Consider the following 12796-nt stretch of genomic DNA (forward strand, 5'->3'; position numbering starts at 1 on the left):
AAGGCGTATTCGCCGCCATCCGGCAACAGACGAAAAAAACCCCGCCGAAGCAGGGTTTACAATGACGCAGAGAATCGATTAGTGGCGTGCGCGAACAATCTGGTATTTGCGGGTCAAATACTCGACCGGCACGCTCCAGATGTGTACCAGACGCGAGAACGGGAACAGCAGGAACAGCGTCATACCGAGCACCAGGTGCATACGGAAGATAAACGCCACACCGTCCAGGTACTGGGACGCGCCGCCGTGGAAGGTCACCACAGACTGTGCCCAGTTGACCAGCTTCATCATCTCGCTCCCGTCCATATGCTGGGCGGAGAACGGAATCGTCAGCAGACCCAGCGCACACTGGATAACCAGAACGGACAGCACCAGAATATCCGCGCCAGTGGTAGTGGCACGCACGCGTGGGCTGAACAAACGGCGCTTGAGCAACAATACCCCCCCGATCAGACACATCACGCCAGACGCACCGCCGGCAAACATCGCCATCTTCTGTTTAACTTCCAGTGGCAGCCACGCTTCATACATCCAGTGCGGCGTTAACATCCCCAGGAAGTGGCCGGCGAAAATACCCAGAATCCCGATATGGAACAGGTTTGACGCCATGTTCATCCCTTTGCGATCCAGCATCTGGCTGGACGCCGCACGCCAGGTGTACTGCCCGTAGTCATAACGTAGCCAGCTACCAATCAGGAAGACAGAACCCGCAATGTACGGATAGATATCAAAGAAGAACGTATTCAGGAAGTGCATTATTGCTGTCCTCCGGTGGTGATATTCAGATACTGCGGTGCTACGGCCCCGGCAAAACGACGCTGGTGAGCGGAGATCTCAGATTCACCGCACCCCTGATCGGCAAAGAATTTCACCTGCTCTTCTTCCCAGACCGCGTCCAGCGCCTGCGGAGTATCATCACGAACTTCATCCGCAATTTTCTCCGCCACTTTGTCGCTGTCGATAGCGGCATTCGCCAGTTTCAACAGCAGGTCGAACAGCACGGCATAGCGACTTTCACGCTGTTGCAGACGCGCACTGAGCAGGGCCAGAATCGGGGCGATATCCTGCAAACCACCTAGCGCCTCCTCCTTCGGCAACTGCGCCAGATATTCCAGGTACAGCGGCAGATGGTCCGGTAATTCGCGGCTGTCGAGCTGTAAACCGTGCTGCTCGTACTGTGCCATCAGGTCAACCATCGCCTGGCCGCGGTCACGGGATTCACCGTGCACATGCTCAAACAACAGCAGCGACGTTGCGCGGCCACGGTCGAACAGTTCACTGTAGCTGGACTGCGCATCCAGCATGTCGTGTGCAGTTAAGTCGCGCAGGAAGACGCCCAAAGTCTGGGCATCCTCTTTGTCCAGGTTTTCAGATGACGCGAGTGCATCGAAAAGTTCCTGCTGATGCTGCCATAAGGCAGCATCCGGGTACTCGAGCAGACGCGAAACAATGACGAGTTCAATCATTGGTGCGGCTCCGTTTTGCTGGTCACATCGACAGCATCGATGCGGCGACTGTTGAACAGGTTGAATTTAGTGTCAGAACCGTGGCAACCATCACCGAAGGTAAAGCCACAGCTGCTTTTCTCCGGGAACGCTTCACGTGCCAGCTCACGATGGCTGCTCGGTACCACGAAACGATCTTCGTAGTTCGCAATGGCCAGGTAGCGGTACATTTCCTGTGCCTGGGCTTCAGTCAGACCAACCTCTTCCAGCGCACGGGTGTCAACTTTACCGTCAACGGTTTCCGCACGTTTAAAGTGACGCATCGCCAGCATGCGTTTCAGCGCCAGCACCACCGGTTGGGTATCACCTGCGGTGAGCAGATTTGCCAGGTACTGGACCGGGATTCGCAGGCTGTCCACATCCGGCAGAATACCGTTGCTGCCCAGCTCTCCTGCGTCAGCCGCAGACTGAATCGGTGACAAAGGCGGAACATACCAGACCATTGGCAGCGTGCGGTATTCCGGGTGCAGCGGCAGCGCCAGCTTCCAGTCCATCGCCATTTTGTAAACCGGAGACTGCTGGGCCGCGTCGATCACGCTCAGCGGAATACCGTCTTTCAGTGCCTGCTCAATAACCGCCGGGTCATTCGGATCGAGGAACACGTCCAGCTGACGCTGGTACAGATCTTTCTCGTTCTCGGTGCTTGCCGCGCTTTCAATGGCGTCAGCGTCATACAGCAGTACGCCGAGGTAACGAATACGTCCGACGCAGGTTTCGGAGCATACAGTCGGCTGACCGGCTTCGATACGCGGATAGCAGAAGATGCACTTCTCTGACTTACCGCTCTTCCAGTTGAAGTAGATTTTCTTGTACGGGCAACCGGTAATACACATACGCCAGCCGCGGCACTTGTCCTGGTCGATCAGCACGATGCCGTCTTCTTCACGCTTGTAGATGGCACCGCTTGGGCAGGTCGCCACGCACGCCGGGTTAAGGCAGTGCTCGCACAGACGCGGCAAATACATCATGAAGGTATTTTCGAACTGGCCGTACATCGCCTTCTGCATGTTCTCGAAGTTTTTGTCTTTTGACAGCTTCTCGAACTCGCCGCCGAGATCGTCTTCCCAGTTCGGACCTTTGGTGATTTTATCCATACGCTTGCCGGTGATCAGCGAACGTGGACGTGCAATCGGCTGCGCTTTGCTGTCAGCCGGTGCGTTGTGCAGCGTCTGGTAATCAAAGTCAAACGGCTCATAGTAGTCATCGATACCCGGCAGATGCGGGTTAGCGAAGATTTTACCCAGCAGCAGCGCTTTGTTACCCATGCGCGGCACCAGCTTACCGTTGATCTTGCGGATCCAACCGCCCTTCCATTTTTCCTGGTTTTCCCAGTCGGTCGGGAAACCGGTGCCCGGCTTAGTTTCAACGTTGTTGAACCAGGCGTACTCGGTCCCTTCGCGGCTGGTCCAGACGTTTTTGCAGGTTACTGAACAGGTGTGGCAACCGATGCACTTATCGAGATTCAGCACCATGCCGACTTGTGAACGAATTTTCATTTTACGCTCTCCTGTACCTGGTCATTGCCTTCGCCATCCAACCAGTCAATGTTCTTCATCTTACGGACCACCACGAACTCATCACGGTTTGACCCTACGGTGCCGTAGTAGTTAAAGCCGTAGGCCAGGTGGGCATAACCACCAATCATGTGCGTCGGTTTCGGCGTAATACGGGTCACAGAGTTATGGATCCCGCCGCGCTGTTCGGTAATTTCCGACCCTGGAATATTCACAATACGTTCCTGGGCGTGGTACATCATGGTCATCCCGGCCGGGACGCGCTGGCTGACTACCGCACGGGCGGTTAGTGAACCGTTGCTGTTAAAGACTTCGATCCAGTCGTTATCTTCGATACCCAGATCTTTCGCATCCGCTTCACTCATCCACACGATCGGACCGCCGCGGCCTAATGTCAGCATCAGCAGGTTGTCGCTGTAAGTGGAGTGGATACCCCACTTCTGGTGTGGCGTCAGGAAGTTGAGCGCCTTTTCCGGATTGCCGTTGGATTTCTCGCCCATCACGGCTTTCACCGAACGGGTGTCAATTGGCGGACGATAAACCAGCAGGCTTTCACCGAAGTCGCGCATCCACTGATGATCCTGATACAGCTGCTGACGACCGGTCAGCGTACGCCATGGGATCAGCTCGTGAACGTTGGTGTAACCGGCGTTGTAAGAAACATGCTCATCTTCCAGGCCAGACCAGGTCGGGCTGGAGATAATTTTACGCGGCTGCGCCTGAATATCGCGGAAGCGGATTTTCTCGTCTTCTTTATTCAGTGCCAGATGCGTATGGTCACGGCCGGTAAATTCACTCAGCGCAGCCCAGGCTTTCACCGCCACCTGACCGTTGGTTTCCGGCGCCAGGGTGAGGATCATCTCGGCGGCATCAATCGCCGTATTCAGCATCGGCTGACCTTTAGCCGGGCCTTCTGCCTTGGTGTAGTTAAGCTTACGCAGCAAGTCCATTTCGCTCTGGGTGTTCCAGGCAATCCCTTTCCCGCCGTTACCAACTTTATCCATCAGTGGGCCGATGGAGGTGAAGCGTTCGTAAGTTGCTGGGTAATCACGCTCAACGGTCATGATGTGCGGGGCAGTAACGCCTGGGATCAGATCGCATTCGCCTTTTTTCCAGTCCTTCACGTCCAGCGGCTGCGCCAGTTCGGCAGCGGAATCGTGCTGGATAGGCAGCGTCACCACGTCGGTTTCTTTACCGAGGTGACCGACGCAGACTTCAGAGAATTTCTTGGCGATGGCTTTGTAAATTTCCCAGTCGCTTTTCGATTCCCAGGCCGGATCAACGGCGGCAGACAGCGGATGAATAAACGGATGCATGTCCGAGGTATTCATGTCGTCTTTTTCATACCAGGTGGCAGTAGGCAACACGATATCGGAATACAGACAGGTGCTCGACAGACGGAAGTCCAGCGTCACCACCAGATCCAGCTTGCCATCGAGACCGTTATCCTGCCATTCCACTTCTTCTGGCTTCACACCACCCTGTTTGCCCAGATCCATCCCCTGAATACCGTGTTCAGTACCCAGCAGATACTTCAGCATGTACTCATGACCTTTACCGGACGAGCCCAGCAGGTTAGAACGCCAGATGAACAGGTTACGCGGATGGTTTTTACCGTTTTCAGGTTGTTCTGCCGCAAAGCGAATAGAACCCTCTTTCAGTGATTTCACGGTGTAATCCACCGGCGTCATCCCGGCTTTTTCCGCCTCACGGGCAATGTACAGCGGGTTGGTGCCCAACTGCGGCGCGGACGGCAGCCATCCCATACGTTCAGCGCGTACGTTGAAGTCGATCAAATGACCGCTATAGCGGGACTTGTCCGCCATCGGCGACAGCAGTTCCTGCGCAGTTACCGTCTCATAACGCCACTGGCTGGAGTGGTTATAGAAGTAGGAGGTGCTGTTCATGTGACGTGCCGGACGCTGCCAGTCAAGACCAAACGCCAGCGGCTGCCAGCCGGTCTGCGGACGCAGTTTTTCCTGACCCACATAGTGTGCCCAACCGCCGCCACTCTGACCGACACAGCCGCAGAACACCAGCATGTTGATAAGCCCACGATAGTTCATATCGAGGTGATACCAGTGGTTCAGACCGGCACCGACGATAATCATCGAACGACCGTGCGTTTTGTCGGCGTTATCGGCAAATTCACGGGCAATACGCACGATCTGAGCGCGTGATACACCGGTGATTTTCTCTGCCCATGCCGGGGTATAGGCTTTGATGTCATCGTAGCTGGAGGCGCAGTTTTCATCGTTCAGGCCGCGTTCCAGACCGTAGTTAGCCATGGTCAGGTCATAAACGGTGGTCACCAGCGCGGTAGAACCGTCCGCCAGCTGCAGGCGTTTAACCGGCAGTTTGTGCAGCAGAACGTTTTCCAGTTCAACTTTATTGAAGTGCTCAGTGCCTTCGCCGCCAAAGTACGGGAAGCCGACTTCGGCGATGTCGTCCTGGCTGCCCAACAGGCTGAGCTGCAGTTCGGTTTCGCTACCGGACGTGCCGTCGCGCTGCTCAAGGTTCCACTTCCCTTTTTCGCCCCAGCGGAAACCGATTGAGCCGTTTGGCGCAATCATCTCGCCGTCGGTATTGATGGCAACGGTTTTCCACTCTGGGTTATTTTCCTGACCCAGAGAATCGACCAGATCGGCGGCACGCAGCATACGGCCCGCCGCATAGTAACCGTCACGCTCCTCGAGCATCACCAGCATCGGGAAGTCGGTGTAACGACGCACATAGTCGGTGAAGTACTGGCTTGGGTTATCAAGGTGGAATTCACGCAGCATGACGTGGCCCATTGCCAGTGCCATCGCGGCATCGGTGCCCTGCTTCGGTGCCAGCCAGAGATCGCAGAGTTTGGCGATTTCGGCGTAGTCCGGGGTGATGGCGACCGTTTTGGTCCCTTTGTAACGAACTTCAGTGAAGAAGTGAGCATCCGGGGTACGGGTCTGCGGAACGTTAGAGCCCCAGGCGATGATGTAGCTGGAGTTGTACCAGTCGGCAGATTCAGGAACGTCGGTCTGCTCACCCCAGGTCTGCGGAGACGCAGGCGGCAGGTCACAGTACCAGTCGTAGAAGCTCAGGCAGGTACCACCAATCAGGGACAAGTAGCGTGCACCGGAGGCGTAGGAAACCATCGACATCGCCGGGATCGGCGAGAAGCCCGCCACGCGGTCAGGGCCGTAGGTTTTGACGGTGTAAACGTTAGAAGCGGCAATCAGCTCATTCACTTCCTGCCAGGAAGAACGCACGAAACCACCACGACCACGCGCTTGCTTGAAGCTTTTTGCTTTATCGGCGTCTTCGATGATGGAGGCCCATGCGTCTACCGGATCGCTGTGCAGTCTTTTCGCTTCACGCCACATTTTCATCAGGCGTTTGCGCATCAGCGGGTATTTCAGACGGTTAGCGCTGTAGAGATACCAGGAGTAGCTCGCACCGCGCGGGCAGCCGCGTGGTTCGTGGTTTGGCAGATCTGGACGGGTGCGCGGGTAGTCGGTTTGCTGGGTTTCCCAGGTCACCAGACCATTTTTCACGTAGATTTTCCAGCTGCATGAGCCGGTGCAGTTTACCCCATGCGTGGATCGCACAACTTTGTCATGCTGCCAACGCTGGCGGTATCCATCCTCCCAGTCCCGGTTAGTGTTGAGAAGCTGGCCGTGCCCATCGGCAAAGGTTTCGCCCTTCTGCTTGAAGTAGCGAAACCGGTCCAGGAATTTACTCATCGGTTGTCTCCTGTAGGAGCCTGACGGCTCTCTGATAAATCGACATTGCTTGATTGAGAGCGAAGGTAACGCTATGAAAGCGCGTGGGAATTGATAACGATCAAGGCAGACAGGGATGAAAAAGAGAGGTTAAATTTTATATACCCCCTAAGTGGGATACTGATAACATCGATAGTTTATTGATTTTAAATCATATTTTCAAATTCACTCATCATGAAAATGTTAAATTCTTTACAAGTGGGTATTAAGGGGTATTCCCCCCTGGTAAACCCATTTCTGAGCACCGTTCTGACAGACGGTTTGCCGTTGTAGATAAATAAGTATGTTGTAACTAACTACGAGCAAAAAAAAGCGCGGTCTAACACCGCGCAATGGATAATCAAACCTACACTCCATCCTGCTGACCGCATCTGTAAGGCGGCAGCAGGGCTTCATGTATACAACTTTTTTATTTTTTAGAATGACGTCCGTATACCACCCAGGTGATGACCACGCAGGCGACATAGAAGATCAGGAACACTTTCATCGCATCCACCGGCGAACCGGTTAACGCCAGCGACGTACCAAACGCTTTAGGAATAAAGAAGCCGCCAATCGCGCCGATAGCTGAGATAAAGCCCAGTGCTGCAGCCGTGTCGGTTGCCGCTTCGCGCATCGCTTTCTCTTCCGAGCCACCTTCGGCTTTTACCCGGTCCATCGTCAGCTTACGGAAGATCACGGAGATCATCTGGAAGGTTGAACCACTCCCCAGCCCGGCCGTCAGGAACAGCGCCAGGAACACCGCGAAGAAGGCGATAAAGCTACCACCTTCACCGTTTGTTGGCAGCGTCAGGAACAGCAAAGCGCTGAAAATGGCCATCAGGACAAAGTTCACCAGTGTCACGCGTGTCCCGCCCAGACGGTCGGAAATTGCCCCGCCGGCAGAACGAGCCAGAGCGCCAATCAGCGGACCAAAGAAAGCGTAATGCAGGATCTGTACCTCAGGGAACTGCGTTTTGGACAGCATCGCAAAACCGGCAGAGAAGCCGATAAAGGATCCGAAGGTTGCCAGATACAGCAGACTCATAATCCACAGATGTCCGCGTTTCAGCACCGGTAATTGCTCTTTCAGTGACGCTTTAGAGGTTGCCAGTTCGTTCATACCAAACCACGCAGCCAGCGTCAGCACCGCCAGGAACGGTACCCAAATCCACGCGGCGTTGGCCAGATACAGTTGCGTGCCATCCGGTTGTTCAACGCCGTGGCTACCGAATGCCGCGAAGATAGACAAGGAGACCACCAGCGGCGCAACTAACTGCATTACGCTGACACCCATGTTACCCAAACCACCGTTCAGGCCCAGCGCACCGCCCTGTTTCTGTTTCGGGAAGAAGAAGCTGATGTTCGCCATACTGGAGGCAAAGTTTGCCCCGGCAAAACCGCACAGCAGAGAGATGATAATAAACGTGCTAAACGGCGTGGTGGTATCTTGCACGGCAAAACCTAACCATACGCAAGGAATGATCAGGATACCGGTGCTGAATGCCGTCCAGCGACGTCCGCCAAACAGAGGAACCATAAAGGAGTACGGAACACGCAGCAGCGCACCGGAAACCGACGGTAATGCCGTCAGCATGAACAGCTGCTCGGTGGTAAAGTCAAAGCCAACCTTCGGTAAGTTCACCGCTACGGCGCTAAATAACATCCATACGCAAAATGCCAGCAGCAGACAAGGGACGGAAATCCACAAGTTGCGGCTGGCAATACGATGACCTCTTTGTTGCCAAAAGGCGGGATCTTCCGGCCGCCATTCTGTAATTACAGATCCAGATGCCCTTTCCGGGGCAGATGAGTGACTCATAGACACCTCTGATACTTGTTTCGATGCCTGCAACATTAGGGTTTACAGCGAGAGGTAAGTTGATATAAATCAAAGGAAAAGATGTCATTATTAGTGCTTAAAATTTATCATTACCCCAAATGAGTACATAACATCGCTAAAAAAGATGTGGTTTTTCACGCTTCTGTCGCCCCCTACTCCCCTCAGCCGGGGATCTCTCCCACCTGCGGCAATTAAGGGGTAGCCCGTTTGAGGTATGGGTATACTCCAGTGTATAGCTGAGAATAACGCCACTGCTTGCAGCAGTATCGTCATTCATAAGGTTTTCGCTACAACGAAATCCTGAAGGAAGAAGTCACCATGTTAAAACGTTGTCTCTCTCCGCTTACGCTGGTCAACCAGGTAGCGCTGATTGTTTTACTGTCCACCGCAATCGGCGTGGCAGGTATGGCCGTCTCCGGCTGGTTGGTTCAGGGCGTTCAGGGCAGCGCGCATGCGATAAATAAAGCCGGCTCCCTGCGTATGCAGAGCTATCGTCTGCTGGCAGCGGTTCCGCTGGATGCCAATGACCAGCCGCTGCTGGAAGAGATGGAAAGAACGGCCTTCAGCCCGGAACTCACGCGCGCCGCTAAGCGCGACGGACAACAGGCACAGCTGAAGGCGTTACAGGATTACTGGCATACCGAACTGGCACCAGGGCTATCACATGCACAAAACGCGGACGCCGTTGCCGAGGACGTTACGCAGTTTGTGGCAGGCCTGGATAAGCTGGTGACCGCCTTTGACCACACCACGGAATTGCGTATTGAACGCGTGGTAATGCTGCATCGCTTGATGGCCGTGTTTATGGCACTGCTGCTGGTTTTCACCATTATCTGGCTGCGTGTTCGTCTGCTGGAACCGTGGAAACAGCTGCTGTCGATGGCGCGAGCCGTCAGCCAACGTGATTTTACCCAGCGCGCACGCATTAGCGGGCGTAATGAAATGGCGGCCCTGGGATCGGCACTGAACAATATGTCAGAAGAGCTGGCAGAAAGTTACGCGGTACTGGAACAGCGGGTGCAGGAGAAAACCGCCGGTCTGGAGCATAAAAACCAGATCCTCTCCTTCCTGTGGCAAGCCAACCGCCGTCTGCACTCTCAGGTACCACTGTGTGAACGTCTTTCCCCGGTACTCAACGGGCTACAAAATTTAACGCTGTTGCATGATATTGAACTGCGGGTGTACGACCTGGAAGATGAAGATAATCACCAGGAGTTTACCTGTCAGTCGAACATGAGCTGTGATGAAAAAGGGTGCCATCTGTGTCCACGCGGCACGCTGCCCGCCATTGACGGCGGGATCACGCTAAAATGGCGACTGACCGATGCGCATACTCAGTATGGTATTCTGCTGGCCACTTTGCCGCACGGACGTCATCTTAGCCACGACCAGCAGCAACTGGTTGATACCCTGGTTGAACAACTGACCGCGACGCTGGCGCTGGACAGGCAACAGGAGCGTCAGCAGCAGTTGATTGTGATGGAAGAGCGTGCCACCATTGCACGCGAACTGCATGATTCTATTGCACAATCGCTTTCTTGTATGAAGATGCAGGTCAGCTGTTTGCAAATGCAAGGCGAGGCGCTGCCAGAAAACTGCCGCGACCTGCTGAGTCAAATTCGTAACGAACTGAACACGTCCTGGGTGCAGTTGCGTGAGCTGTTAACCACCTTCCGTTTGCAGTTAACGGAGCCTGGATTGCGCCCGGCGCTGGAAGCCAGCTGCCAGGAATACAGCGCCCGATTTGGTTTTACGGTGAAGCTGGATTACCAGCTGCCACCGCGTCTGGTGCCTTCGCACCAGGCTATTCACCTGTTGCAAATTGCCCGTGAAGCCCTGAGTAATGCCCTGAAACACTCTCACGCCGATGACGTTGTAGTGACAGTGGTGCAAAATGGCAAGCAGGTCAAACTGACAGTGCAAGATAACGGCTGCGGCGTACCGGAAAACGCCGAACGCAGTAACCACTACGGCATGATTATTATGCGCGATCGTGCGCAAAGCTTGCGCGGCGATTGCCGTGTACGCCGTCGAGAGACTGGCGGTACTGAAGTTGCTGTCACTTTCATTCCCGAAACAAACTTCACAGAAGTCCAAGGAGATACCCATGAGTAATCTGGAACCGGCAACCATCCTGTTGATCGATGATCATCCGATGTTGCGAACCGGTGTAAAACAGCTTGTCAGCATGGCGCCCGATATTACCGTGGTCGGCGAAGCCAGTAATGGCGAGCAGGGTATCGAGCTGGCTGAGTCTCTTGATCCCGATCTGATCCTGTTGGATCTCAATATGCCCGGTATGAACGGTCTGGAAACGCTCGATAAGCTGCGCGAAAAATCCCTGTCCGGCCGCATCGTCGTATTCAGCGTCTCCAATCATGAAGAAGACGTGGTCACCGCCCTGAAACGCGGCGCGGATGGTTATTTGTTGAAAGACATGGAACCGGAAGATTTGCTGAAGGCATTACAGCAAGCGGCCGCCGGTGAAATGGTGCTTAGCGAAGCTTTAACACCCGTACTGGCCGCCAGCCTGCGTGCTAATCGTGCCACCTCAGACCGCGATGTCACCCAGCTCACGCCGCGCGAACGCGACATCCTGAAACTGATTGCCCAGGGCCTGCCTAACAAGATGATTGCCCGCCGTCTGGACATCACCGAAAGCACGGTCAAAGTCCACGTGAAGCATATGCTGAAGAAAATGAAGCTCAAATCACGCGTAGAAGCCGCGGTATGGGTACATCAGGAACGCATTTTCTAATTTTTAATGCTGCTTATCGTCAACGAGGATCATTTTCCGACACCGCGCTAAACGGTTCGGTCAGTGATAGCGTGATCTCATTGGAAGAGACACGCTGACCCTGTTCGTCTTCCACCACCACCGACAGCCGCCAGCGGTTTGTTGCCCCGTCACTGCTGTCCCACTTTGGCATAATAATCGTCCAGCCTTCTGCACTCCGGGTAGTTGTTCCCGCCGTCAAACTCAGCGCTTGCGTATCCCCCTGCCACGTCAGGTGGCGAATACCGTGCTGACTGCGCACCTCCAGCTTCAGCGCTACCGACTCGCCAGGCGTGAGATCCCACGGCGGAGTTGCCAGAAACACAGCCAGAGTTTTGCGCTGGCGATATTCCATCGTCGGCAGATTGTTACGCTGTGGTAAGTCATAGCGGCTGCCGCGCAAGGACTGACTGCCAGCCACTTCGCTGACCATCAACTGTTTTTTTAACGGCACGCCAAAGCGATAGTTAAGCTTTACACCGACGCTGTTCTGGCTGACCCCGCTTTCCCCCTGCTTATGCTGCGCGGTCACCGTCACCAGCGGCACCGGCGTGTAGCTCAGCCCCAGCTTGACCGCCACCGGATTATGGTAGCCGGTTCCGGAATGAAACAGATCGACCTGGTCGCCAAAGTATTGCTCCACGCTAACGCTGGTATTGAGATGTTCATAAAACGGGACCCGCATCAGTGCAGTAAGATCGTATCCCCGCGCCATGCGCTGCACCTGCGTCGCAGAACGTTCCTGCCAGGACGAGAACGGCTGGTAATAATTGGCTGATAAGCGCAGATACTCGCCCCACGCTTCGGCACCCACGCCACCGCGCGGCAGGTTTTCATCCAGCAGAGTGTCATAAAAGGTGTTGTAACCTAACAACCAGCCGTTGCGTACCCAGCGCTGCCCGATGCCCAGATTACTGACCAGCCCCTCATCTTGCTGGGTTATCCCCATCTGGCTCCAGGTCAGGTAGCGTTGATTATCCTGCCACGGAATAAACCAGCTTCCCCGGCTGCCGGTAAAGCTACCCTCGTTATCCACCTGCAGCCCAACGCTGGCATTACCCCAGGGAGAAAGCAACGACTCCAGTTGCTGATTGACCTGCTCGCTGACCGTGTCACGCACCTGGCCAAACGCAAACTGCTTCGCCTGTTCACCGGTATCAAGACCATTATCGGTCATGCTGGCTTCGCCAAACGCTTTGACCATTTCGGCAAAATGCTTTTCACCGGCCCGGGACTCCGCTGCCATGCCAAGATCGGGTAAGCCATCATGATTGTTGTCAAACGGGTTGGCGGCCTGCTGGATAAACGAAGACTGCGCGCTGGCAGTACCGCCTGCCAGCGGCAAGAGTAGGAGGATACTACGTGTACAACTGAAAAAACGGCTCAAATCGTCGGTGGCTTTTACATCATTAAAATCA

At 54.8% G+C, this 12796-nt stretch carries 8 protein-coding genes; 2 read left to right on the forward strand and 6 right to left on the reverse strand.

Annotated features, from left to right (window positions below):
• Positions 1 to 78: 78 nt before the first annotated feature.
• The 5 genes from narI to QNN86_RS18485 form a co-directional block, all read right to left on the reverse strand.
• Positions 79 to 756 carry a respiratory nitrate reductase subunit gamma gene (gene narI / locus QNN86_RS18465; RefSeq protein ID WP_096756788.1) on the reverse strand — a complete coding sequence of 226 codons (678 nt, stop codon included), beginning with the start codon at positions 754 to 756 and terminating at the stop codon, positions 79 to 81.
• Positions 756 to 1466, reverse strand: coding sequence for a nitrate reductase molybdenum cofactor assembly chaperone (gene narJ, locus QNN86_RS18470; protein WP_181617111.1), 711 nt, complete (start codon positions 1464 to 1466; stop codon positions 756 to 758). Before narJ ends, narI begins: the two co-directional genes overlap by 1 nt.
• The gene (narH, locus tag QNN86_RS18475) at positions 1463 to 3001 is read right to left on the reverse strand and encodes a nitrate reductase subunit beta (protein WP_096756786.1); all 1539 of its coding nucleotides are present in this window, start codon (positions 2999 to 3001) and stop codon (positions 1463 to 1465) included. The genes narJ and narH overlap by 4 nt, the downstream gene beginning before the upstream one ends.
• On the reverse strand, positions 2998 to 6741 hold the full coding sequence (locus QNN86_RS18480) for a nitrate reductase subunit alpha (protein ID WP_181617112.1): 3744 nt from the start codon (positions 6739 to 6741) through the stop codon (positions 2998 to 3000). The genes narH and QNN86_RS18480 overlap by 4 nt, the downstream gene beginning before the upstream one ends.
• Positions 6742 to 7189: 448 nt before the next feature.
• Positions 7190 to 8581, reverse strand: a complete 1392-nt coding sequence (locus tag QNN86_RS18485; RefSeq protein ID WP_181617113.1) for a NarK family nitrate/nitrite MFS transporter — start codon at positions 8579 to 8581, stop codon at positions 7190 to 7192.
• A 339-nt stretch (positions 8582 to 8920) separates the two neighbouring features.
• Here QNN86_RS18485 and narX point away from each other — a divergent pair, with 339 nt between their 5' ends.
• Entirely contained in the window at positions 8921 to 10717 is a 1797-nt protein-coding gene (narX, locus tag QNN86_RS18490) for a nitrate/nitrite two-component system sensor histidine kinase NarX (RefSeq protein WP_414212081.1), read from the forward strand.
• Complete coding sequence (gene narL, locus QNN86_RS18495) at positions 10710 to 11360, forward strand: two-component system response regulator NarL (protein ID WP_003020756.1); 651 nt, start codon at positions 10710 to 10712, stop codon at positions 11358 to 11360. The genes narX and narL overlap by 8 nt, the downstream gene beginning before the upstream one ends.
• A 19-nt stretch (positions 11361 to 11379) precedes the next feature.
• Here narL and QNN86_RS18500 read toward each other — a convergent pair whose 3' ends face one another.
• Positions 11380 to 12765: a YchO/YchP family invasin gene (locus tag QNN86_RS18500; protein WP_146716904.1), complete on the reverse strand. Its 1386-nt coding sequence runs from the start codon at positions 12763 to 12765 to the stop codon at positions 11380 to 11382.
• Positions 12766 to 12796 lie beyond the last annotated feature (31 nt).

This window comes from Citrobacter sp. C348, from assembly GCF_047467975.1.
GTDB classification, from domain to species: Bacteria; Pseudomonadota; Gammaproteobacteria; order Enterobacterales; family Enterobacteriaceae; genus Citrobacter; species Citrobacter gillenii.